Source organism: Acinetobacter sp. AOR43_HL, assembly GCF_027854635.1.
In the GTDB taxonomy this organism is placed as follows: Bacteria; Pseudomonadota; Gammaproteobacteria; order Pseudomonadales; family Moraxellaceae; genus Acinetobacter; species Acinetobacter pittii.
Map to the genome: position 1 here is coordinate 1 of NZ_JAKTHX010000019.1, position 22,481 is coordinate 22,481.

Genomic DNA, 22,481 nt, shown 5'->3' on the forward strand with positions numbered 1-22,481 from the left:
GAGCCTGTAAATTATTTTGTGTAAGTTCCATTTTTTATAAATGATCTTTTAATCGATCATCGAACTGAATCGTAAACCAATTCATTGCTAAACGCCAATTTTGAATTGGCATCGTCCATTTCTTCGCAGCATTTGATGTTGCTAAGTAAATGACCTTCTTTACTGAGTCATCAGATGAAAAGATTTTCCTTTTCTTCGTTGAATGGCGTATTACGCTATTCAACGACTCAATCGCATTTGTTGTATAAATTGCATGACGTATTTCGGCTGGATAGCTAAAGATCGTTCGGATATTTTCCCAATTGGCCCGCCAGGATTCTCCAATTTTGGGATACTGGTGATTCCATTGATCACAGAAGATGTCTAGGGATTTTAAAGCATTTTCCTCTGTACTTGCCTGATAAATCGCTTTCAGACCCGACGTAACAGCTTTGTAGTCTTTCCAGCTTACAAATCTCAGGCTATTGCGTACAACATGCACGATACACAGTTGAATATCAGTATGAGGGTAAACAGAGGCTATCGCGTCAGGGAAGCCTTTTAATCCATCTACACAGGCAACAAGAATGTCCTGTACTCCTCGATTTTTTAGCTCTGTCATGACTGACAGCCAGAATTTGGCACCTTCTGTCTGAGCAATCCACATACCCAGTAATTCTTTTTGCCCATCCATATTGATGCCTAAAGCAAGGTATACGGACTTGTTAATCACATTGGAGTGCTGACGGACTTTGACAACAATACAGTCAAGATAGACAACAGGATAAAGGCTATCTAAGGCTCTATTTTGCCACTCAGTCACTTGCTCAATCACAGCATCGGTAACTTTGCTGATGAGAGATGCTGACACATCGGCATCGTACATTTCTTTGAAGAAGGCTACAATTTCCCTATTAGTCATTCCTTTTGCATACAGTGAGAGGATTTGGTCATCCATACTGGTGATGCGTGTTTGGTGCTTTTTGATAATTTGTGGCTCAAATGAACCTTCTCGATCACGGGGAATATCTAAAGCCAGTTGTCCATCTTGAGTTGTAATGGTTTTAGAACTAAACCCATTACGGCTATTTGAGCCTTTCTTGGGCTGATGCTTTTCATAACCGAGATGGTCTGAAAGTTCAGTATTGAGTGCAGTTTCAATCATGAATTTTTTAAAGACTGCTGTCATTTGGTTTAAGTCTTCTGGTGTTTTTAGACCTTTAGCCAATTCGGCAGCCATACTTTTGATTGTTGCTTCATCCATGTGAAGTACCTTTTGTAATTATCCTCTGAAGGATAAATGAAAATTAAGTACTTACACAAAATTTAGAACAGTCCCTTTTTTGGCTTTGACGAGCGTTGTGTAATAACCGTCCGCTACTGCTAATTCATTATCTTTAATTGCAGCTTTCACATATTGGGCCGTCTCGCCTTCAAGAAGTTTTCCTTTCTTTTCCTCTTCCCAAGTTGGGCAGTCAGCCACGACCATAAATCGCATCTTTTTACCCAAACGAATATCTGGATGAACCTGTCCAGCAAGGTCGCAACCGTTACATTGCTTGCAATCGCGCATATGCTCGACCAACGAAGCTCGCAGGAATGGCTCTGAGGTATCTGTGTATCTATCTGCTTTTACAGAATCAATAATTAATCCTGGTAATAGCCTCATTTGATCCTTTCGTCGTGAGAGGTCTTTCGCTGAAGGCTCACTAGGTTCAATGCTTGCAAACGCCCCAATTGCTCTGAGATTTTCAACGATTGTTTTATTCACTTTCGAGTTTGGTTGAGATGCTGCTTTCTCGAACTCGTCAAAGCTATCAAAACGTTTTTTTGGTGGAACTGAACCATCAGGACCATAGATCGGTGTGGTTTCACCTGTCTTTCTCGACTTCTTGTAGCGAACGACTTTCCAAGCCCGATTCTTCTCTCTCAATTTCACAATCGCTTTGGCAATCGTTTCTGAAATACCTTTGACTGCATTGAAAGGCGCCAAGATTTCAGTATTGGATTTAATCTTATAACGATCGGCTGAATAATTAATATCAGGAGGAAGAATCTCAATGCCGCATTCACGCGCATCTTTCACAAGTCCAGTGAGCTTATCTTCTGTATCAACCACGCTGAGACTTGCGGCAAAGTATTCAGCAGGGTAATGAACGCGAATATATGCGCACCAAACCGAAATGATTGAATACTCGACCGAGTGAGACTTGTTAAAGCCATATCCGGCAAACGCTTCGATCTTGTCAAAGATTTCACCTGCGAAATCTGGCTCTACACCTGATTTGGCTACTGCGCCGTCTACGAACTTTTGACGCATTTCGGCCATTTTGTCTTTGTCTTTCTTACCCATTGCTTTACGCAAACTGTCTGCTTCTGCATTGGTAAAGCCAGCAAAGTCGACCGACACTTTCATTACCTGTTCTTGATAGATAATGACCCCTAAAGTGTCTTTCAAAGCATCGATCATGTTTGGATGATCATACTCAACGTTTTTCAATCCTTGTCTAACGGCCACATAGTCATCAAGCAGTCCTGAATCCATCGGACCAGGGCGATAAAGAGCGGTTGCTGCGGAAATATCCTCAAAGGTCATCGAACCACTTTTGGCGATTTCCCTTAAAAGGTTTTTCATCCCCTTACTTTCAAACTGGAAAACACCTGTCGTTTCGCCCTTGGCAAATGCATCAAGTGTTTTTGGGTCGTCTAGGGGAATAGACAGCAAATCAATCTCTTTGCCATGACGGTCCTTGATATATTCGCAAGCAATGTTTAATACATCTAAGGTGGCAAGACCGAGCAAGTCCATCTTGATCAATCCCCAATCCTCAACTACACGCTTGTCCCAATTGACGACTGGTGACTTTCCTCTAGTCTCGAGCACGGCTCGATTAACGATAGGTTCGCCTGCAACAACAATACCTGCCGCATGTTGGCCAAACGATTTCATTGTGCCTGCAAGCTTAGTTGCATGCTTCCAGATAACAGGATGTTCATTGCGGAACTTGTCTAGCTCAGGCACAGCGTCCGCAGAAGTATTCAGGTCAAGTGACGTTCCATGTTCTTTAAGCACAAGCTTGGTCGCACTTAATTGCATGTTGTTCAAACCGCTGATACGACCTGTATCACGTAGGGCTGAGGCTGAAGCTAGTGTTGAATAGTTCGAGATACCAGCGACATAATCTTCACCATATTTTTCAACAAGGTAATCAATCACCTTGTAGCGACCGCTTGAAGCGAAGTCCAGATCGGCATCAGGCAAGTCAAGACGTTCAGGATTGATGAAACGTTCGAAGATCAATCCAAAACGTATAGGATCAACGTCCGTGATCCCAAGCAGATAAGCGACTAATGAACCTCCAACAGAACCTCGCCCAGGGCCTACAATCACGCCGTTGTTTTTAGACCACATCACCAAGTCTTCAACGAGCAGGAAGTAGGACTCAAAGCCCATCTTTTTTAATATTGAAAGCTCATAGCCTAAGCGAGATTTATATACTGTATCTAATTCAGCTTTCGTTGGCTTATATCCAAGAATCTCTTTAGAAAAGCGTTTCTTCCAGCCTTCCAAGCATTTCGCGCATAGTGTTTTAAATTCGTCAGTGCTTAGCTTAGGTAGGGAAACTGGCTGCTTCTCAAAAATATATTGGCATTTGTCCACCAGCTCAGAAATATTCTTTAGACCTTCTTTCCAAGCTTCCGCTGAATTGACGCGCTCATATTTAGCCATACGCTGAATAGCAGCTTTTGTATGGTCTAAAATGAATTTTGGCTCTTTAAAACCAAAATCTTTTACGTATTGAATAGGACGATAGTGCAAATCAAGTTGGGTATTGGTTGCGATAGCGCTCAATACATCCAAAGTGTCCGCATCTTCATTCTCAAGATAGTTAAAAGGATAAGTGACGACGGTTTTAATTTTTTCGCGTTCATACGCCAAATAGCCTAAGTAGTTTAAGCGGTCGAACAATGGCGTATTGATCGGACTAAATTCAATATATAAATCATCACCAAATCTCGCTTTTAATACATTTAAAATTCTTTCGTGATCAGGGTGACTAAACAGACCGTACATATCACCAGTTGTTACGACCACATCTTCCAATTTGCATAGAGCATCCAGATCAGTACGGCTGTGGTAGTAATATTGCTCTTTAGAGTTTGCGTCTGTAAGAAGTTTGAATAAGCCTTTAATGCCTTTTTCGCTTTTTATGTAGACTTTTGGGCAGAACATCAAGTTGCGTTTTTCAGCAATACCAGATGAGGCAGGGGGCTTACGATATTTAGAATCGTCATATACACGCAAACGACAACCAAACACCGGTTTGATATTGGCTTTGGTGGCTTTGTTCGAAAAATCTACCAATGCATGTAAGGACATGTCATCAACGATTGCGACCGATGAATAGCCTAAGCCTTTTGCAGCTTCGACAATTTTGTCTACCGTTAATAATGATTTTCCTATCGAAAAGTCAGATTGCACTGACATTGCGTGGTTTAACATAGAGAATCCTATACAACTAATCTCTTACAGCTATTAAATTAAAAATCATTTGGAAATTAACAATTTGGAAGACTCTTCTTTCGCAATCCCAAAACAGGTCAAAAGAACAAAAGCTAACGACACATGGCTTTGTGCAGTGTTTTCTTTCCAGTTGAGTTCTTCCATAAACGCTTTTTTTAGTTCACTGCGCGTATATCCACCCAAAAGAAGCTTTTCGACGGCAAGACTGAGCCAAACTGGAGTTTTTCCTTTCATGGCATTTTCGTTTTTGGCCAATCCATCCTTAATCTCGGTCACTAAACCGCTCTTAACTAAGGTCAATGCAAACGATTGAGCTTTTACAGGCAGCTTCACGATTAATTCCTGCTGTTCCGGTGTAGGCTCAAAAAAGACTTTCTCTACCTTGGTTGCTCGTTCAACGAGAGTCGGTTTCTTTGGTTGGATCCCACCCGAAGAAAGACTTTTGGCTGCATTCATTTCTTCACGTAAGGCTCTGCGTTTAGCTTCTTGCGCCATCCGAGCTTTTTCATGCTGTTTGAGTAAATCGTTTACATTAACAACCTGCTTGATCGCGTTAAGCGTTTCATATGATTTCTGCTCACAAGCCTCAAATGCCGGGCATCGTTGGCAATATTCGCTATCACGCGAAAAACATGAGATTGAACCAAAACAACCAAAAGCCTTTGCTTCAATAAAATCTATTCTTTCGTTTTCGTTTGATTTCATTTAAAACGCTCTCTTTTGCGCTATATACGCTTTTAAAGTGTTGAAATGATTTAGACAGCAACTCGCGTAACGGCTTCTTCAACTTCTTTCACAGCGTCACGAATGAATCGTTTTTCTTTGTTTGTTTCGGCTGTTTTCATGATGCAATTAGCCACAAAACTTAGATTCAATTTGCGACGTCTTGGTCCCCGCGATTCATTTTTCTCAGGCGTATTGAGGGAAAGCTGATATTTGGCTTCTTGTGCCAACAACTCTCTTTCAATGAAATCAGGCGGATTTAAGGTGAATTTGAGTAAAATTTTTGCGAACGGTGAAAGCTGCTGCATTTCTTCTGTAAGAGTCTGCATCAACTCATATGGGCCTAAAATATTTTGGCTCTGGTGATCAACAAAAACGTCATAATCACAGTCATCTTCACCATCACCCATACGATGCAAAATGTCGGACTCGTATTCCGTTCTGTTATCGCCCAAATGGTATTTTTTCAGTAATCTCGATACCATGTTGAGGCAAGCAGTAGTTAAATAAGTCGTTAATTTGCCTTTGCTTTCATCCCAAGTCTGAATCGATACCACGAAAACTTCACAGAAAATGGCATACAGCTCTTCAACGTCAATGCAATAGCCGACTGAGGTAAGTCGGCTAATATTCCGGTGTGCCAAATGACGAAGAAGCTTGTCATGATCTCTGAAAAGCTGATCTTGATTTCTTACCATAGCCCACCCCCAAAAAGTGTCCGAATTAACCGAACACTCGTTGAGCCAAGTCTTCCGCAACTTGCTGATCGACTTGAGTGAGCTTGTTAGTAAACGCCAATTTGAGACCGTGCTTGTAATCGTTACGACGCAAGCCAATCATTGCTGCGTTGATTAATGAACGTGGTGAGATGGTGTCGCTGATCTTAGAGTTTGCATATTGCTCGCGTACCAAGTTTGCATAATCCACTAACTTGTCAGCATCCTCTGCGCATAAACCTACACGTTTCTGGATAATCAAGGACTCATCTTCTTTCTTCATGTAGCTCTTATAGATCACTGAGCCAAAACGGTCGTAGTTCGCTGAGTTCTGTAAGTTAGTACCCTGATAAAGACCAGTTTCATCACCTGAACCGTTCGTGTTACCTGTTGCAGCAAAACGGAAGTTTGGATGTGGTTTGATGACACGGTTAGCTGCATCTGCTTCTTTGATATATAAAGGTTTACCTTCTAGTACAGCTTGATATACAGATAAAACGTTTGGTTGCGCGAAATCATATTCGTCAGCCAAATACATCCAGCCATGCTTCATCGCTAAAGCTAATGGCCCAAGCTCAAAGATGGTTTCACCATTTTTAACCGTCCACATACCTACAATGTGAGATTCTTCTGTATTTGAAGTGTGCTGAATACGAACAAGAGGACGGCCAGTTCGAGCTGCGATCTGGTCAAACATTTCTGATTTACCAGCACCTTTGTGTCCCCACACGTAAGGGTTGATGTTTAGCTCCAATGCAATCATGACATCCTTCAGCTCGTTCACGTTCCATACATACGTATCATTAATTTCTGGAATCATTTCCGGGAAGGCAGAGTTCTCAATGCATGAGATTGGAATCGGTTTACCTGAACCACTAAGCGCGCTTTTACCTTTCAGATCAAAGATTTCATGAAATGGTTTAGACACCACAATATCGTTTGGTTTTGCCTCGTTATTAGTAAGCGCTAACTTTACATTGTGGTTATTAGTAGACACTGTTGTTTCTTCCTTAGATGTTGAAGTATCTGTTGCTTTTTCTTGTTGCGCCTTTGCCAACTCTGCTTCTTTAGCTCTTTTCAGTTCAGCCTGTTCTTGCATCTTTTTCTGCGCTAAAGGCGACAATAAAGGGCTATCTGGATACTGTTTCTTGTACTCTTCATACGTAGTTTCAGGATGTTTTTCTTTTAAATGCTTAGCAATTACGTGAGTTTTTCCACCACAGATTTCACAGATAATAGGATCGTTAGACATTTATAAGCTCCAAAAACGGATTCGATCATTTATGAAAAAGTATCACTAACTGATATTGAAAGTTTATAAGATTGCATCATAAAAATAAAGTAAGTGCTTACTAATATTTTATAATACCCAAATGATGCAATCTCCACCCAAATTCTACGCTAACAACATACTGCGTAAACGCGAGATTACTAGGCTAGGTAATTGCTCAACGTCATGAATCACCACATGTTTGTCATAGAATCTACGAACAGAATCATCTTCAATTCCAATACCAATGACGTCTACCTTGCTCTTCTCGATTTTCTTCACCACTTCTTTTAAGTGATATTCCAGATCTCGACTGTTACCTCCACCCGCAGGTGAGCCATCAGAAAGCACCATCATGATTTTACCTGCTTCCTTACGCCCCATTAGACGACGTGCAGCAATTTCTACACATTCACCATCAATGTTACTCGCCATTAAACCTGAGTGAGGAAGCCATCCAAATCGACGTTTTGTTTCAGTATTAATGCGCTCGTTGTAGCCTTTAATGACAGGCATATAAAGGTTTTCATAGCGTGAATAACTAACGCCATATTTTTTTTCTGCTTCACGAATTTGCTTTAAACGCTTGTGGTAAGTGGCTGAGTCTGTATGAGTAGTAAAGCAGATCACTTCATGAGGAATCTTGAGACGATCCAGAACATTTGATAGTGCGTAACTCGCAGCAGCGGCAGTATGGATTTTAGAACCGCACATTGAACCTGACATATCGACGACCAAGCTCACAGCAACGTCTTTGGTTTTTGATTCAACGCGCTTACGAAAAATTCGACAATCACCAGTTGAAGCCAGTCGTGCTAAAGATGAACTGTTTAATTTTCCTTGTTTTAATCCATTTTCCCATACAGATTTACTTCGTGCCTGAATTGCCCGCTCCATATCTTTCTGCATAGGACCAACCATTGAAGCTACCTTGTCTTCAAGACGTTTAAACATCTTGTCATCGTAATGAAGTTTAGGAACTTCAAGCGGTTCAATGACATCACCTTCATTGGTAAATACTGCGTATTTAGATTTTTTAACGTCCGCTGCTGTGCGTTGTGCAATCTTCTTGCTTAGTTGCTCACTGTAGTTGTTTTTGGTGTCTTTTAACGAGTCCAGAATTGCAGCCACAAATTCACTACGAGGAGGGGCACTCTTCTTATCGTCACTTTCTAGTGAATGCTTAACTGCATTAGGCCGTTGTTTAGCTTTTCCACCACTACCGCCTTCGCCTTCTTCATCTTCGCCCTCATCGGCACCAACAGCTCCACCTAGAGAACCACCTTCATCATCATCTTCTTCATTCTCATCTTTGCTATTGCCTACACCAGCGCTTTTACCTGGCGATTTTGGCACTGGTAAGCTGTCGCTATCTTCATCATGCTCGCTGTCAGGGAGTTCTGGCAATTCAGGCTCATCTTTCAGTACCTTATAGATACGCTGAGCCAAATCCATTGTGTCTTTTGTGGACTTTAATTTTTCAATCTCTGGCTTAAAAGGAGTAAGCATGTCCCACACAGGTTTAATATGCTTCATTTTGTCTTTTAAGTAATGTTCAAAGACTTCCTGACCACTTAACGCACGTAACATTGGCAACATTAAATGTTGCGTAATTTCTTCATCAGAAGCTTTTTCCTTTACAAGTTTTTGGTATTTATCGTCAATCAATTCATCAATGAAAAATTGGCTCGCATTTTTCATATTGATATTTGAACCGCGATATTTTTCAGCCATGCAACGTTCTACACGCGCTTCTTCTAACAATGAAGTTAAAGTCTTTACCTCTTCAGATCCTTTTAGCTTGAGAGAAAAATCGGTAAAAAGATACTTCGCTACCTCTTGATCAAGAAAACCTTGAACCGCATCAATCAGCGAATCTGGTGAATTGTCCGGAAGATATGGAAGGTTAATTCGCACAGGTTTGCCTGTCTTTGAATCCTTATGCACACCTGCCTCAATGCCTTCTTGTGTTACTGCAATATCAGAGTTAGTCAGTGCTTGGGTAACGACAACAATTGCTTGTCTTAAAATATGTATGCGCTCATTCATTGAAAAATCTCAATCTGAAAAAGTCATTATTGGATGTCTATATACAGACCTGACAGTATATTAACAAGTGCTTACTAATATTAAAAAGCATTATAAAAATATTTATTGAAAAATAAAGAGTGAAATTGGGGAGATTTTGAGTTTTAATAGAGGGTTTATTTTGACCGTGGCCAGCATCAAACCTTGGACACTAACCACAGAGAAGGGTCAAGTGAGGGATTTTTAATTATTTAGGTAGACTCATAAGACTATATAGCTAAGTTTAATAAACAAATTTTCGCCAAGTGCATTGTTAATCACAAGGAAATCACCGCATTCCTCATTTTTTCCTTTAATTACATTAATTTGATTTCCCTTAAAGATCAGTTCAGAACCCTGCTCTGCCAAGAAATCTGCTACGGTTTCAGGCGTAATAACTTCAACACTTTTCGACATTTTTTACTCCTATACTCTAACTATCATACTTTTTTGACAAATAATTGGCTTGAATGAGGCTTATACTTCCTCTTGGTATCAGTCGATACGTTGTCATTATAGTATGATTGTCTGCATCAGCTAACAAATTGCCTGTACTTAAAATGAGCATCTACTCACCTATAGTCTGACCATTAGTTTAACCCAAAAATAAGAAAATATTAATCAATGCTTACTTACTAAATTTTTCCGTTAATTGTGACCGATGTCATGTTATCCAATCCTATACAAATCTGTACTTTTCTTGAACTTGGGTAAATCAGCACTTACTGATATACTTTACCTAAACCGCAAATATTTTAAGTCTATAATGTTGTATCGAGGATACATTCCGACATTATGACTTTATATCTATTAAGAATATTCTAAGGAAAACGTTACTATGAAATCAGCAGCTACTAACACCAAACGCAAACTAACTGTCGCCCAATATCTCGACGCTCAACTAAATGCATCGGATCTGAATCAGTCGCAATTGGCAGAGATTATGGGTATCAATCAAAACATGGTTAGCTTCATTGTTCGTGGTAAAAGCAAATTGCCTCTTGAACGTGTGCGCGCTATGGCTGAAGCTTTAAAAATCGATGCTAAAGACCTCTTCATGCGCTGCCTAGAGGAATACATGCCTCATCTGCTTGAAGAAATGGAAGCCATGATTGAGCAACCTCTTATTACTGATGCAGAATCGAATTTAATTAAACAAATTCGCGAAGCAAATGATGGCCATAATTTTGAGTTTTTCACTAACCCTAGACAGAAAGAAGCTTTTGATGCTTTCCTAGAAACACTTAAAGTCAACTAATCTGTTTTTATTCTTACTGCCCGATCAAGTTCGGGCTTTTTGCTATTCATACCCTTTAAATTACTGTTTTTAAATTTTTCTTTCATAGCTCCTCCTAAACTTGAAAACGTTACAAAATCAAGATTGGTATAGATTACCAATTTAAATCAAACTTTGAAATACCACTCTTAATAGAAAAGTACGTATACGACAGGATATGACGCCCTGCCTTTTTGCACCCCCAAAAAATATAATAAAATGTATCTTTTATTACATTTTTTATTTTTCGACATGTGGTAGACTGTTTTTATATCCTTTCCGTTTTTGGAAAAATGTAATAAAAAATTATTTGGTCGATTTATGGCAAGAACAACAACTGGAAAAGCCCCATATGTGTCAGAAGATGATCTTGAGATTACTTTAGCCACTCAAACGGGCGTAAATGCATTACGGAACAAATGTGTTTTGTATTTCTCACACTTCCTTGGGCTTCGCGCTAAAGAATTATCAATGTTAAAGGTCGGCGATGTTTACGACGTGAAGAAGGGCAAGCTGAAGGATATTATTCGATTGCTCGGTAATATTACTAAAGGCAACCGCTACCGTGAGGTATTCCTAGTCAATCCAATCGCTAGATCACTGGTAGAAGAATACATAACAAAAGAAAGACCAAAGGATCCCGACGCACCTTTATTTTTATCGCAGAAGGGCGGTCCATTCTCACCAAATAGCATGGTGACCATGATTAATAACTGTTATAAGAAGGCTGGTATTCAAGCAACCAGCCATTCCGGTCGACGTTCCTTTGCCACAAGGCTAATAAGAAAGGGCGGTGATATTTATTCAATTCAACAATTGATGGGGCATAGCTCAATCCTGACCACGCAAAAATATTTTGCATCGGATCCGGAATTGCTCCGCCAAGTTGCTGAAAAGTTAAATTAAAATTTCAAAAATCTAGTTTTGTGCAGCAGGCTTTGGATTTCAAAGTCTGCATATAGATAGGTTGCAGTCTCACCATTATCTAGGTAATCATCCATTCGCTGCTCAAAATCTTTTTGGTTATAGAATTTTAATTCATTAATATCAAAGTGGTTTTTATCAAATTCAACGGCAACGGCTTCGTTTTCATTCATGAGCTCCAGAACCTTATTGGCACCTTGAATGCCGCCAAGCATATCAATTTCACTCTTTGCTAATTTAAATTCCTGATCATCCAACTCATCAGCAATCTTGTTTGCTTCTTCTAAAGTTTTCGCACTCGTAGCATCAAAGAACACAACTTCACCATTTGCATTCTGAATCCAAGTACCTATTTCAAAAGTTCCATCTTCTAATTGTCTGATTTGATTCTGCATTTTAAGCCTATGAATTTATATGTAAGCAATTAGAACTAATAAACATTTTGTTTTGGTTAAATACAATCTAATTTTTAAATTAATAATCTATATAGATTTCTATATAGATTTCTACATATCAATGAATACAAGTTTATACATTGTTATCTAGCGCATTTACTATTACACTACGATTTTCGCCAACGTTTATGTTGAGGATTTAATGAAATTATTGATCGCCAATTCAAAAGGTGGCGTCGGCAAAACAACTACGGCTACCAATTTGGCTGCATGGATTGCCAATAATGAAAAACAAGATGTAGCTCTTGTCGACCTTGACGCCAATAAAAATTCGGTTAAATGGGGGATTTATCGTCAAGCCCAAACTTTCTTAGAAAAGACCGGCTCAATCAAAACTTATCATTTGTTTGGTCAACCTGAAATTGACAAAGTCATTCCAAAAATTGAAAGTGAAACACCCAACGTAATTCTCGATTGCGGTGGTTATGACTCTTCTGGCTTCCGTGAAGCGCTGCTTTGTTCCGATGCCATTCTTATTCCAACTCGCCCTAACCAAGCTGACGTAGAATCAACTGGGGAAATTTTGGAATTAATTGAAGAAGCAAATAATATCCGTGTAAATGAAAGGGACCTCGATCCACTTCATGTCTATATCTATATCACTCAAGTCCCGACAAATGCACGTATCACAGCTTTAGACGATGCGCGTAATGCGTTTAAAGAAGTTGAAGATTTTGCAAAAGTTCTCGATTCCGTAAATTACGACCGTATTGCATATTCAAGAGCTTATGGCATGGGTCTGGGTGTTATTGAGTTAAATATTGGTGCCTCTAAGGCAGCAGAAGAAGTAAATGCATTGGCTGAGGAGTTGTTCAAATGAGTGGACGTGGTGGATTATCATTAGGCAAAGCTGCAAAAGTACAAGCTGAAAATTCAAATGCATCCGATTTTACCAAGAGTGCTCCAGTACAAACTGCCACAGCAACGCCAGAAGCTAATGAAAAACCTGTAGACTTTGATAAGCTTGATGAACTATCAGGATTAAGCAAACCTAAAGAGAAAAAGGACCGTGAAGCGCCTTGGCGTCAGGGCATTAATATTGCTCCTGAAGACTTGAAATTAATTCAACGTCCTTTTAACAACAATATTAGCCAAGAAATGTACCTTCGTTTGAACTGGCTTAAATCTATCAGCTCCATTGGCATGGGTTCTAACAAGACCACTTTTACAACCATGCTCAATGAAGCTTTAGAAGAATATACGGCTCGTCGAATCAAAAAACTCGGCGACAATTACGACGTCTGACCAAGAAATTCAAACCATTCGTCATAAATAATATTCTCGTATTTTAGGGCAAGCAGTTTGAAGTCAAAACCAAAGGCTTCAAACACAGCTTGCTCTAAATTTTTGAGCTTTTCATGCTCCTTTTCCTCATTTGATTCCCAAAATAAATAGTTTGTTTTGATACTCACAGGGCAATTTTTAATAATTTCTCTCGCTAGTTTTGAGTTTCTAGCTGCCACATTGGCTTGTCTAACTTCCAAGTTTGTCACTTCATCAAGGCTTAATCCTGATTCTAATGAGAACAACACAGCCTTTCTTTCAACTTCCTTCAGCTTCAATAAACCAGCAATTAGGTTGCTCACCGTAATGGAATGATCTTTTTTTAATTTAAATCGAGCAATTTTTACCGAGTTGATTTGGCGGTTATAAATAGCGTCGTTGATCTGACTAACCGCGTATTCAATTTCCTTATCAATTTGACTTTCTTCATTTTTAAACTTGAATTTAGCAATTACGGCGTTTAATTGATAATTTGTAATTCTTTCAATGTGAGTGGTCCATAATTTCGTAGTTGCCAAATCGCTATTTTTAAGTGCAGGCAAAACACCAGGAACAGATTTTAGTAGCATAAAAAAACTCCGAAATTATTGAAATTATCGGAGCATTCTATTTTAGGAAATTTTAATTGTTCATCAAAATGCTTAGGCTATTTTATCTAAATGTCCTGCACGGCGCACATGATCTAAAATCGGCTCTAAGGCATCTTCAATTGTTTCATCATTCTGAATCAACATATCGTACTGGTTGATTTCGTTTATCCAATGAGATTCGACCTGAATCATGACCTCTAAACGTTCCGCAAGTTTCTGATCTGCTCGAACAATTAAACGTTGTAGACGGCTTTTAATATCAGCGTCGACAAAAACCCCAAGATATTTAATTTCATTTGCTTTCAGATAACGCTTAATCTTCTTATATCCATTTGGGTCGACAATAATTATGGCATTTCGATCATCTGGCAAGGTTTTGAAATTATCAATCGTTACGCCATATTCATAATTACCATGTTTATTTGTCTCAAGGAACTGATCAGCCTTTTTTAGTGCATCAAACTCTGTTTGAGTAATAAAGTGGTAGTGCAAACCCTCAACCTCACCTTCCCGTTTCGGCCGTGATGTTGTGGTAACAATACGATTAAACCCATATTTCTCGGTCAGCGCGTCAGCAATGGTTGTTTTGCCGCTGCACGTTGTTCCAGATAACAATACAAACATCGTCATACCTCATAAGAAGAGGCGGTAGAACCGCCCCAATTAATCCCGATCAATACACTTCCAACCTTGGAAACTTCCGCTTGAATAAGGGATGCAATCTGTAAATGCATAGTAATCATATTGGAAACCAATCTTACGCGATTTCTTCTGTGTAGATGAAGAAGAAACAGGCATCGGTTTAGCAGGCGTTGTAACAGGCTTCACAGAACGAATCGTACTAGGTTTTGTCACAGTCTTAACTGGACTAGAACGAAAACTTGTAGTGGTCGGAGCGCGTGTGGACGAGCTGCTGTAAGACCGCGCAAAAGATGTCGAAGGACGAGCTGAGGATACAGACGCTGCTCTCGCTACCACCGCTGCATTCGCTTTAGCTCCGCCAATGCAAAAATACCCGATAACTGTAAGAATAATGGCAAAACCAATAGTTGCGATAATTTCCCATTGTTCAGTAGAAGGACGTAAGGCTTTTTGACGATGTAGTTTTTTAGCTTTTGATAACATCAATATATGCTCCATATTTATGCTGTCGCTGTATTGTCAATCACCATCGCTTCACTTTCTGCCAGCTTCTTGGCAGCTTCGATAGCGTTTTTGAATTGCTCTTCAATACGTTTTAAATCATCAGCTTCCGTTTTATCGATTCGATAGCAGTCCTCAACCATACGCGGCAAATACAACGAGTAATTCTGGTTACTGTTGGATGGACGCATAATGGCATTTGAACGCACAGTGATTATTCGACCAATCCAGTCACTAGGGTTTGCATCCACTTCGTCGCGCATTTTTTCATTCTTGATGGCGACATCCACAATGACTTGACCACATGCAGATTTACAATGCAAAGCTCCAGCTCGCCCTTGGTTCTTTGAACCCACCTTACCCGGATTAATGCTCACGACCTCCAGTTCACAATCCGCATCAAGTTTTAATTTAACTTGGTGTTTACTTGTACCGTCTCTCCAGTGACCTTCTGGATGCTTGATTACCAGCCCCTCTTTGCCCTGCATAAGTACATTAAAGAAGTGATCGTAAGTCTCGCTCAATGAGTGGACAATATGCGTATCGATAAGCCGCACATAATTAGGCTTAAACTTGGCCAGCATCGATTTAATCAGTGCAATACGGCGTTTATAGGCTGCTTCAAATTTTCCCTTTGACTTAACAGAGCTAAGCGGAATGAAGTCCCAAATCATATAGATCGGTTTTTCATTTTCAGCAAATGAGCCACCCTTTGTGACCGAATTCAAGATGCCATTTCCTACCTTGCGCGGCAGAACTACACCATCACGCTCGACAAGTAGTTCGCCATGATATTGGACATCTTTGATCAGCATATCCATTTCCGCAGTAAGGTCGGAAAAATGCTCCATAGGTAACGGCATGCCCTGACGTGAGGACAAGAAGAACTTATCTTCTAAATTGGTCCCGTTGGCAAACATGCCATCAGCTTTTTCTTGCAAATAAATGCCATCTTTCCACGGCCATGCCTTCAGCTTTACTTCACTAGGCAATGAACAGCGTTGGTATGGAAATACAGGAATCAAATCAGGCACGACTTTGTTGATCGTTGCATCACTAAAACCTGCACGTAAATCTTTTCTTAAAATTCGAATTAGAAGCTCGCCTGACTTCTCTGATAATTGAGCCAGTTGGCTACGCAGCGCTTCGCGCGCTGCATTGCCTGTTAGTTCACGGTTATTAAGCTTAGATAGGAACTCAAGGGTATCAACCTCATCAAACATTAATTCCCCTGTTCCTGCATCTTCTGCTTTTGGCAAAATTCCAAAGACAATAAACGGGTCATATGCCAAACGCAGAACTTCTCTGAACAACCCCTTTTCTGCTTCAAAATCCATGAGTAAAGCTAGTTTTTCATTTTTTGAGCTTTCAGATGCAATTTGGTTTAAAGCCTCTAGTAACTGATCGCTATTCATTGCTACACCTTATTACTGCTTTGCAAATGAAGGAATAAATGAATCTTTAAATGGGGAATCGCCTTCTTTGGATTTCAGCATTTCGCTTTTAGCGTTTTTAATCACTTCTCTAACATGGGCTTGATGAGCTTTAAATACTTCTTCGCCGAAATGCTCTTTTGCAGCTTGCAGAAAGACCGCTAGCCAATGATTGGTAAAATCACGAAGCATGTGACCTAGATCAAGCAAATATTCATCTTCTGATTTTTGAGCCAATAATTGTGCATATTCCTGAATTGATTCTGTGCCGGTATTCACGACTAATGCTGCTTGAACCTGTGCAACCACCCCCATAATGGCTCTCATGTAAACTTCAAGCTGTTGTGGACCATTAACGTGAGCTTTTACAAACTCTTCGGTTAAATCCTGAATCTTGCGCATGTGATCAGGAAGCAAGGTCATGAAGCGTAATTCCTCGGCATCTACATTCGAGTCTTTTAATGCCTTGATTAAAGCTTCTAATAAATCTTCTGCGTTGCTCATAATTTTTCCTGTGGGTTTGCTTTGAAACGGTTAGCAATTTCTAAAAGCGATAATCCGCTCTCGATACTTGGTACAGTTAAGCTCTCACTCTCATTATATAAGTTAGCGCTTACTTTATTTTCTTGTTGCGATTCTACATGAACATCTTTGGTATTCAAACTATTTTTCTTTAGTTTAGTATTGATTGCATCACTTAATGAATAATTACCCTTTGAATTAACTGGAATTTCTTTTTCTGGTTTTTCACCATTAATATTAGTAAGTTCTAACTTATAATCAAATTTAGAAGAAATAGAAATTCCTTGTTTAGCCAGCCGCTTCCCAACTTGTTTTCGCATTTCTGAACGATCAATGTAATAGAGAGGCTTACCTGCCTCAATTTCACGTTCACGCATTTCGGCAGCTTCACAGTGATGTCTATGGATAGCGACTACACAAACTGCATCCACCTCGCGTTCATTTCCCTCCTGAACATTATGGATGCGCTTTAGGCATGCGGCATAATTAGGACGGTTGCCAGTATGAGGGCAAAAATCGCAGTAATAGGCATTTGTTCCGCTTCTGGATAATTCCAAATCGAGTTCAGGAAGAGTTTTAGTTACCATGATCCTTGTACTCCTTTATAGGCAGCATACTCATCTGTATCAAGAATTAATTCGCTCAGTTCGCTTCTGATAGGTCCAAAATAATTTTGAAAAATTGACTTGATCTCAGCTTCTCGCCCTTTGTCAAAAATATTGGATGCTTCGCGACCGAAAATTGATTGAGCATATTCAATTGGATTAATCGAATCCGAATTGGTAGACAATTCATCAACTAGATTACGTACAGCAGCCTTACTTAAATTCTTTACCCTTTCTGCTACTGTTGAGTAAGAAAGTCCTCCGTATTTTTCAAGAATTTCGACCGTTCGGTGATAACCGCCCTTGTTATCATGGTAATCAACAGCCTTGATCGCCAAGCCTAATACTTCATCTTGAGTATGCTTGTGGACAGCAAAATATTCTGTCAGCTCCAAAACCTTTTCATTCGTTGTGGTCTTTGTCACCATAAACCGACAATGTGGAACCCCAATAATTACTCTGTTCATTACCATGACCCCAAAACTTCACCATAAAATTCTTGTCGTTGTGCCATGAGCTGAGCCGCTTTACGCTCTTCCTCTTCTTGTTTTCGTTGCCGTTCTTCCTCTGTTTCATATCTGAATGTAAATTTGTACATGTCATCAACTGGAATCCCGAACGTTTGGGACAAGGTTTCTAAATATTGTTCAAAACCCTTTTCGGTAATCGCTGATGCGAAAGGCGCTCTAATGGCATTAATCGGAGAGTCGAGAGTCAAGTAAGTAATAAAATCATGGAAATTATCAAATTCATGCAGGATTTCGCTTTCACGTAAATCGCTATATTCACCTGCTTTACCTTTCGCTTTTAGTGTTTTATTAAATTCGGTATCAAGTGTTTCACCCTTACCTTCTGAATGGTGTTTGACTTGAGCCGTTTGATTTACCGCTGAGCCATAAATTTTGAATAATTGCGTGTTGCGTTTAGCTCCGTCCTGTACAGATAACAAGAACATCGAATAATATTTTGTCCCACTCGTATGCAATGAGTAGGCACTTCTGACCACAATTTTTAAACTCATAGTAAAAGCACCTTGAAAACTTCAACAATATTTTAAAAACAATGATTTGGAATCAAATACGATTCAGACTTTACCCATATACTTAATGCGTAAACTTACTGCGCTAATTGGCGTAATTGGTATCGCTTTTCGATACGCTGTGCGAACGATTTCAGGGTCGACTTCATTGGGGTCACATCCAGCAGGCAACGTGGCCAACCTTGCCTTTATGCCAAAGCTATTTATCTTTAAACATGCATCGATCGCAGACAGAATTGCGGCAGGCTCTCCATCCCACATAATTGTCACGCACTCCAATCCCTCATCTTTGAGCTTTAGTAATTCAGCCATTTGCGATTCATCACCACCTACCGAAAGATGCTTACCAAATGACGCGACAACTCCAACATTGCAAAGGAACTCGTCTTCCTTGAAGGCTTGATATATCGCCATAGCGTCAAAAGCGCCCTCTCCCATGACGATTTCAACGTAACCTAGGGCATTATGGCCGTTATATAGGTAAGTGCCCGTAGACGCGAAACCAGGAGGAAATAGATACTTCTTTTCAGCCTTTCCTGTAATATCCCGACCCTGAAAAGACACAAGCTTGCCTTCAAGGTCCCTGACAGGAATGATGATTCTCATGCTGTAGTTTTGGTATTGCTTTTCACCCGTTGGACCTATGTATGCAAACCAACCCTTTTGACAGAATTTCAGTCCAAATTCACGACACGTATCGAGCGTTATATTTCGATCTTTCAGGTACTTTAGGTTCTGACCCATGATCGGCAAGTCATAGGCTTTTGGAAGCTTTAGATCGCCAATTTTGGTTTGTGTGGGTTCACTTTTGCGCTTTGGCTGCCAGCCCTGCTCCTGAGCAATTGCTTTAACATGCTCGACAATCTCTTTATTGCTTAGGCTATTACCACCTATACCAGCCTTAATAAACTTCCATTTCGAGAATTTGGTTTCGCAATCACCATGAAAGCAGTTACCCAAACCCGTATCCTGATTCAGATAGACTTTCCAGCTTGAGTTACCACATACCGGACATTCCTTAACATTCAACTGGATTCCGTTTTTTCCGCGAGTTACTTTGTATTCAAACCCTTCGCGGTTAAGCCAATACTCCATATCAATGCGGTCTAATATCTCCGCTAAACTTTCTTGATCTCTCATATTGCAAAATCGCATTAGATAAAATTAGCGCTTATTTATACTAGCACAAAGTTATAAATAAGCGCTTACTATAATAATGGGTTAAATTTATTCGACGCTAATCACTTCTTCCAAGAACCTCATCATGGACACATTCTGCTTAATCACCACAGTAACCCCCATCTCTTGGTTACGAGAAGCTGCAAAGTACAATCGAGCCTGACCTTTCGCTCTCTCTTCCTCTGTAATGTTGATGGAGATTGCAACGTCAGCGGTCCTGATTTTGTTAAAGTCCTCAGCTACGTGCTCTGCCTTGGCTACCGTTGACTTAAAGCCCTCACGGTTGGTCTGAGTAGCTGTCAGTAACGCCACATTCTCTTCAAAAGCAATCGCGCGTAAATCAACATAGATAGCTCTTGAGTTCTCTTTTGGGTCATTTGTACGAATATCTGGACGCATCAAATCTGCATAGTCCACAATGATCATATCGAACTTGATTGGCGGTCTTATCGTTCCATCAGGGTTCCGCCCAGGATTCTTATACCTATCAATTAACGCTCTTAGCTGTGACGGAGAAAATGTACCGGAACCAAATTCATGAATAATAAATTTGCCCGCCGTCTTGGCTACCGTCTCGACCGCAGTTGCAACACTTGCAGCCTTCGACGCCAATTCTTTCATGATCACTTTTGAAATAGAGGCATCTAAACGGTCTGCAATAATGTCTTTACCAACTTCTAGCGTTACATATAGAACGTTGTATTTAGCAAAGCTTGCGATACGGCCAAAGTGAATAAGCGCTTGCGTCTTACCTGCTTTTGCACCGCCCATTAATAGAGACAGCTCCTTGCGTCCCCAACCTCTGTGATAGAGCAGATCATCAAGTTCTTTACAGCCAGTAGTAATGCCTGTCGGAGGTACTTTGCCTGTCAGCTTCTCGATACGTGCCAGCTTACGATTCAACGCCTGAGCGAAGAAGTCATAACCAACACCCTCTTCATTCAATCCGACCGCAATAGCTTCCTTGATACGCGCTTCAATCTTGGCGTAATTACCTGCCTCAAGATCAGGAACAGAATTAACAATCGCATTGGATACCGCCTGTTTTCGCGCGAACTCAACAACCTTTTCTTCAACGAAAGCCTTGTCAGTGACATAGATGCCAATTAATTTCTTCCTTGCTTCCACAATTGCCGCTAATGTTTCTCGCTTATAAACTTTAGAAGCAGCTTTATCCTTGATAATTTGGACAACAGAAGCGGGATCAGGAGAACATCCATATTTATTGAAGTGTTGGAGCGCAATATCGACCAGACATGCTTCACCCTGATTTTCGAAAAATTCTGGCTTCAGAATATGGGCGGCTCTTCTAAGAAACTCATCATCACGTAAAGTTAAAGCCGCAATTTTTGATTGAAACTCATCGTCGTAATCAAACTTTTCTTCGGTGAAGCCTTCGAGTTCTTTATCAACGACCTCTTCTTCATGAATTTCGGCCACAGCAGTAGACATATAAGATAATCCTTATAGAAAATAGATGGCTTACGTTTAAGATTTAGATTTCGACTTTCTCTCTAGCTCATCAACTAGGTCTTCAATCCCCTTAGTTGGTGAGAACTCGGAAATTTGGTGTTTAAAAAGAACACGCGCACGATAACGACCGTTTTTATCACCATTCAAATAACAACGAAGCGAGATCGTTTCTGCATCCGCAGCACGGATGTATCCACGTACAACTTCGCCGTCTGTTTTAATGACTACAATTTCCTGTTCTTGCTCTTGCAGCTTACGAACAAACTTCATGTAGCCCATTTCTTCAATTTCGCATTCGTTCGCTGGCAGCCTACGCCCATACGTTTTACGCGGCTGAAATTGAAGTTTTTGCTTTTCTTCCGTATTTAAGTAAATAGACTCCTTTGAAATTGGAGCGCTATTGCCGAACTTGTTTTGTATCGCAAGTTCTTTCTGCCATTCGCTCATTAAAACCTCGAAACATTAGTAATTACTATAAAAACGATATTATCAAATTATAGTAAGCGCTTATTAATATTTTAAGAGAAAAAAGCATTAAATACTGGATTTAATAGCTTGGTTGATGATTGAAATATCAAAAGACTCTAAAGCTTTTTCAATTCGAAGCGCATCATAGCGATAAATGCATGTCCCTAATGCGTAATGCTGCACTTGACGCATCCGCACCTGCTTAACAATAAAATCTTCATAATCAACTTGCATTGGACTGTTATGAAAAAGTGTAGCGGTAAAATATGGACTTTTAGCGATCTGGAGCGAAGCTTCACAATAAGACTCCCACTCATGGAAGACTTCAATTAACAGTTCTTCTTTTTTTAGTTGAGCAGGTCTAGGTGGCAAAGGTCTACCATTCGCAATCACCTTAAAGCATTTATCAAATGCGGTTTTTAAATAGAAGTCATAACGCATTCCCAAAGCATCAACCGCCTGTCTGAGTCGCCAAAATGACAAGGCCTCACGACTGAGTAAGAAATCTCGCTCCTTAATGGGTTTAACGAATTCGGCCGCCTTATGATCAATAGCTTTTCTATAAAAGTTTCGATATTCATTTTTGAAAAGCCGAAAGAAGTAATAAGTGGCTTGCATGGGATGCATCAGCCTATAGTCAAACCACTTGGTTGTCATTAACTGCGTTTCTAGCTTCCGCTCTTTCTTGGGAATGTACTGAATGGTGAGAATTTCGTAATGTTCTAAATCAAGGTCATTGCCATAAAAGTGACCCGCCCAATCTAAATACTTGGGTATTTGTTTTTCAACTTGGGACATCCGATCGTTTCC

Annotated in this window: 24 protein-coding genes; 4 read left to right on the forward strand and 20 right to left on the reverse strand. The window is 40.1% G+C overall.

The genetic code is table 11. The features are described 5' to 3' along the window. Positions 1-34: 34 nt before the first annotated feature. The 7 genes from MKL33_RS08620 to MKL33_RS08650 form a co-directional block, all read right to left on the reverse strand. The gene (locus MKL33_RS08620; RefSeq protein ID WP_000343018.1) at positions 35-1,243 is read right to left on the reverse strand and encodes an IS256-like element ISAba26 family transposase; all 1,209 of its coding nucleotides are present in this window, start codon (positions 1,241-1,243) and stop codon (positions 35-37) included. Positions 1,244-1,294: 51 nt separating this feature from the next. Continuing rightward, a complete protein-coding gene (dnaE, locus tag MKL33_RS08625) occupies positions 1,295-4,483 on the reverse strand; it encodes a DNA polymerase III subunit alpha (protein WP_000931854.1) in 3,189 nt (1,062 codons plus the stop codon). A 45-nt stretch (positions 4,484-4,528) separates the two neighbouring features. Then, positions 4,529-5,209 (reverse strand): hypothetical protein, encoded by a 681-nt coding sequence (locus MKL33_RS08630; RefSeq protein ID WP_000840050.1) that lies wholly within the window; start codon positions 5,207-5,209, stop codon positions 4,529-4,531. Positions 5,210-5,259: 50 nt separating this feature from the next. After that, a complete protein-coding gene (locus tag MKL33_RS08635) occupies positions 5,260-5,925 on the reverse strand; it encodes a sigma-70 family RNA polymerase sigma factor (RefSeq protein ID WP_000252085.1) in 666 nt (221 codons plus the stop codon). A gap of 25 nt (positions 5,926-5,950) precedes the next feature. After that, on the reverse strand, positions 5,951-7,195 hold the full coding sequence (locus tag MKL33_RS08640) for an AAA family ATPase (RefSeq protein ID WP_000063933.1): 1,245 nt from the start codon (positions 7,193-7,195) through the stop codon (positions 5,951-5,953). Positions 7,196-7,339: 144 nt separating this feature from the next. Then, a complete protein-coding gene (locus tag MKL33_RS08645) occupies positions 7,340-9,262 on the reverse strand; it encodes a cobaltochelatase CobT-related protein (RefSeq protein WP_270906813.1) in 1,923 nt (640 codons plus the stop codon). Positions 9,263-9,502: 240 nt separating this feature from the next. Next, the gene (locus MKL33_RS08650) at positions 9,503-9,697 is read right to left on the reverse strand and encodes a hypothetical protein (protein WP_000047262.1); all 195 of its coding nucleotides are present in this window, start codon (positions 9,695-9,697) and stop codon (positions 9,503-9,505) included. Positions 9,698-10,118: 421 nt separating this feature from the next. Between MKL33_RS08650 and MKL33_RS08655 the strand changes: the two genes are divergently transcribed. Continuing rightward, the gene (locus MKL33_RS08655; RefSeq protein ID WP_000833467.1) at positions 10,119-10,538 is read left to right on the forward strand and encodes a helix-turn-helix domain-containing protein; all 420 of its coding nucleotides are present in this window, start codon (positions 10,119-10,121) and stop codon (positions 10,536-10,538) included. Between the two features lie 339 nt (positions 10,539-10,877). Further along, positions 10,878-11,462, forward strand: a complete 585-nt coding sequence (locus MKL33_RS08660) for a tyrosine-type recombinase/integrase (RefSeq protein ID WP_000124734.1) — start codon at positions 10,878-10,880, stop codon at positions 11,460-11,462. Here MKL33_RS08660 and MKL33_RS08665 read toward each other — a convergent pair. Further along, complete coding sequence (locus tag MKL33_RS08665; RefSeq protein ID WP_001180909.1) at positions 11,459-11,875, reverse strand: hypothetical protein; 417 nt, start codon at positions 11,873-11,875, stop codon at positions 11,459-11,461. The genes MKL33_RS08660 and MKL33_RS08665 overlap by 4 nt on opposite strands. 202 nt (positions 11,876-12,077) lie before the next feature. Between MKL33_RS08665 and MKL33_RS08670 the strand changes: the two genes are divergently transcribed. Both MKL33_RS08670 and MKL33_RS08675 read left to right on the forward strand, forming a co-directional pair. Further along, entirely contained in the window at positions 12,078-12,755 is a 678-nt protein-coding gene (locus tag MKL33_RS08670; protein WP_000770709.1) for an AAA family ATPase, read from the forward strand. Then, complete coding sequence (locus MKL33_RS08675) at positions 12,752-13,180, forward strand: hypothetical protein (protein ID WP_000016663.1); 429 nt, start codon at positions 12,752-12,754, stop codon at positions 13,178-13,180. The genes MKL33_RS08670 and MKL33_RS08675 overlap by 4 nt, the downstream gene beginning before the upstream one ends. Here MKL33_RS08675 and MKL33_RS08680 read toward each other — a convergent pair. The 12 genes from MKL33_RS08680 to MKL33_RS08735 form a co-directional block, all read right to left on the reverse strand. Further along, positions 13,168-13,788 carry a hypothetical protein gene (locus tag MKL33_RS08680; RefSeq protein WP_002125265.1) on the reverse strand — a complete coding sequence of 207 codons (621 nt, stop codon included), beginning with the start codon at positions 13,786-13,788 and terminating at the stop codon, positions 13,168-13,170. The two genes, MKL33_RS08675 and MKL33_RS08680, sit on opposite strands and share 13 nt — an antisense overlap. Positions 13,789-13,860: 72 nt before the next feature. Further along, on the reverse strand, positions 13,861-14,433 hold the full coding sequence (locus MKL33_RS08685) for a guanylate kinase (protein ID WP_130119934.1): 573 nt from the start codon (positions 14,431-14,433) through the stop codon (positions 13,861-13,863). 39 nt (positions 14,434-14,472) lie between these two features. Further along, on the reverse strand, positions 14,473-14,934 hold the full coding sequence (locus tag MKL33_RS08690) for a hypothetical protein (protein ID WP_000949172.1): 462 nt from the start codon (positions 14,932-14,934) through the stop codon (positions 14,473-14,475). A 17-nt stretch (positions 14,935-14,951) separates the two neighbouring features. Further along, positions 14,952-16,367 (reverse strand): ATP-dependent DNA ligase, encoded by a 1,416-nt coding sequence (locus MKL33_RS08695; protein WP_097355485.1) that lies wholly within the window; start codon positions 16,365-16,367, stop codon positions 14,952-14,954. Between the two features lie 12 nt (positions 16,368-16,379). Continuing rightward, positions 16,380-16,889, reverse strand: a complete 510-nt coding sequence (locus MKL33_RS08700) for a hypothetical protein (RefSeq protein ID WP_004832935.1) — start codon at positions 16,887-16,889, stop codon at positions 16,380-16,382. Beyond that, positions 16,886-17,494, reverse strand: coding sequence for a hypothetical protein (locus tag MKL33_RS08705; RefSeq protein ID WP_130119935.1), 609 nt, complete (start codon positions 17,492-17,494; stop codon positions 16,886-16,888). Before MKL33_RS08705 ends, MKL33_RS08700 begins: the two co-directional genes overlap by 4 nt. Beyond that, complete coding sequence (locus MKL33_RS08710) at positions 17,488-17,979, reverse strand: hypothetical protein (RefSeq protein WP_004832937.1); 492 nt, start codon at positions 17,977-17,979, stop codon at positions 17,488-17,490. The genes MKL33_RS08705 and MKL33_RS08710 overlap by 7 nt, the downstream gene beginning before the upstream one ends. Continuing rightward, on the reverse strand, positions 17,979-18,533 hold the full coding sequence (locus MKL33_RS08715; RefSeq protein WP_004832940.1) for a hypothetical protein: 555 nt from the start codon (positions 18,531-18,533) through the stop codon (positions 17,979-17,981). The genes MKL33_RS08710 and MKL33_RS08715 overlap by 1 nt, the downstream gene beginning before the upstream one ends. A gap of 63 nt (positions 18,534-18,596) precedes the next feature. Further along, entirely contained in the window at positions 18,597-19,691 is a 1,095-nt protein-coding gene (locus MKL33_RS08720) for a hypothetical protein (protein WP_004832942.1), read from the reverse strand. An 87-nt stretch (positions 19,692-19,778) separates the two neighbouring features. Then, positions 19,779-21,182, reverse strand: coding sequence for a DnaB-like helicase C-terminal domain-containing protein (locus tag MKL33_RS08725; protein ID WP_000102026.1), 1,404 nt, complete (start codon positions 21,180-21,182; stop codon positions 19,779-19,781). Positions 21,183-21,218: 36 nt separating this feature from the next. Continuing rightward, positions 21,219-21,650 (reverse strand): hypothetical protein, encoded by a 432-nt coding sequence (locus tag MKL33_RS08730; protein ID WP_000005905.1) that lies wholly within the window; start codon positions 21,648-21,650, stop codon positions 21,219-21,221. Between the two features lie 87 nt (positions 21,651-21,737). Continuing rightward, on the reverse strand, positions 21,738-22,469 hold the full coding sequence (locus MKL33_RS08735) for a hypothetical protein (RefSeq protein WP_000084438.1): 732 nt from the start codon (positions 22,467-22,469) through the stop codon (positions 21,738-21,740). Between the last annotated feature and the right edge of the window lie 12 nt (positions 22,470-22,481).

Excerpts from the sequence above, each read along its gene's own strand:
- MKL33_RS08620 (WP_000343018.1), bottom strand. The coding sequence starts at position 1,243 with ATGGATGAAGCAACAATCAAAAGTATGGCTGCCGAATTGGCTAAAGGT.
- dnaE (WP_000931854.1), bottom strand. The coding sequence starts at position 4,483 with ATGTTAAACCACGCAATGTCAGTGCAATCTGACTTTTCGATAGGAAAA.
- MKL33_RS08630 (WP_000840050.1), bottom strand. The coding sequence starts at position 5,209 with ATGAAATCAAACGAAAACGAAAGAATAGATTTTATTGAAGCAAAGGCT.
- MKL33_RS08635 (WP_000252085.1), bottom strand. The coding sequence starts at position 5,925 with ATGGTAAGAAATCAAGATCAGCTTTTCAGAGATCATGACAAGCTTCTT.
- MKL33_RS08640 (WP_000063933.1), bottom strand. The coding sequence starts at position 7,195 with ATGTCTAACGATCCTATTATCTGTGAAATCTGTGGTGGAAAAACTCAC.
- MKL33_RS08645 (WP_270906813.1), bottom strand. The coding sequence starts at position 9,262 with ATGAATGAGCGCATACATATTTTAAGACAAGCAATTGTTGTCGTTACC.
- MKL33_RS08650 (WP_000047262.1), bottom strand. The coding sequence starts at position 9,697 with ATGTCGAAAAGTGTTGAAGTTATTACGCCTGAAACCGTAGCAGATTTC.
- MKL33_RS08655 (WP_000833467.1), top strand. The coding sequence starts at position 10,119 with ATGAAATCAGCAGCTACTAACACCAAACGCAAACTAACTGTCGCCCAA.
- MKL33_RS08660 (WP_000124734.1), top strand. The coding sequence starts at position 10,878 with ATGGCAAGAACAACAACTGGAAAAGCCCCATATGTGTCAGAAGATGAT.
- MKL33_RS08665 (WP_001180909.1), bottom strand. The coding sequence starts at position 11,875 with ATGCAGAATCAAATCAGACAATTAGAAGATGGAACTTTTGAAATAGGT.
- MKL33_RS08670 (WP_000770709.1), top strand. The coding sequence starts at position 12,078 with ATGAAATTATTGATCGCCAATTCAAAAGGTGGCGTCGGCAAAACAACT.
- MKL33_RS08675 (WP_000016663.1), top strand. The coding sequence starts at position 12,752 with ATGAGTGGACGTGGTGGATTATCATTAGGCAAAGCTGCAAAAGTACAA.
- MKL33_RS08680 (WP_002125265.1), bottom strand. The coding sequence starts at position 13,788 with ATGCTACTAAAATCTGTTCCTGGTGTTTTGCCTGCACTTAAAAATAGC.
- MKL33_RS08685 (WP_130119934.1), bottom strand. The coding sequence starts at position 14,433 with ATGTTTGTATTGTTATCTGGAACAACGTGCAGCGGCAAAACAACCATT.
- MKL33_RS08690 (WP_000949172.1), bottom strand. The coding sequence starts at position 14,934 with ATGTTATCAAAAGCTAAAAAACTACATCGTCAAAAAGCCTTACGTCCT.
- MKL33_RS08695 (WP_097355485.1), bottom strand. The coding sequence starts at position 16,367 with ATGAATAGCGATCAGTTACTAGAGGCTTTAAACCAAATTGCATCTGAA.
- MKL33_RS08700 (WP_004832935.1), bottom strand. The coding sequence starts at position 16,889 with ATGAGCAACGCAGAAGATTTATTAGAAGCTTTAATCAAGGCATTAAAA.
- MKL33_RS08705 (WP_130119935.1), bottom strand. The coding sequence starts at position 17,494 with ATGGTAACTAAAACTCTTCCTGAACTCGATTTGGAATTATCCAGAAGC.
- MKL33_RS08710 (WP_004832937.1), bottom strand. The coding sequence starts at position 17,979 with ATGAACAGAGTAATTATTGGGGTTCCACATTGTCGGTTTATGGTGACA.
- MKL33_RS08715 (WP_004832940.1), bottom strand. The coding sequence starts at position 18,533 with ATGAGTTTAAAAATTGTGGTCAGAAGTGCCTACTCATTGCATACGAGT.
- MKL33_RS08720 (WP_004832942.1), bottom strand. The coding sequence starts at position 19,691 with ATGAGAGATCAAGAAAGTTTAGCGGAGATATTAGACCGCATTGATATG.
- MKL33_RS08725 (WP_000102026.1), bottom strand. The coding sequence starts at position 21,182 with ATGTCTACTGCTGTGGCCGAAATTCATGAAGAAGAGGTCGTTGATAAA.
- MKL33_RS08730 (WP_000005905.1), bottom strand. The coding sequence starts at position 21,650 with ATGAGCGAATGGCAGAAAGAACTTGCGATACAAAACAAGTTCGGCAAT.
- MKL33_RS08735 (WP_000084438.1), bottom strand. The coding sequence starts at position 22,469 with ATGTCCCAAGTTGAAAAACAAATACCCAAGTATTTAGATTGGGCGGGT.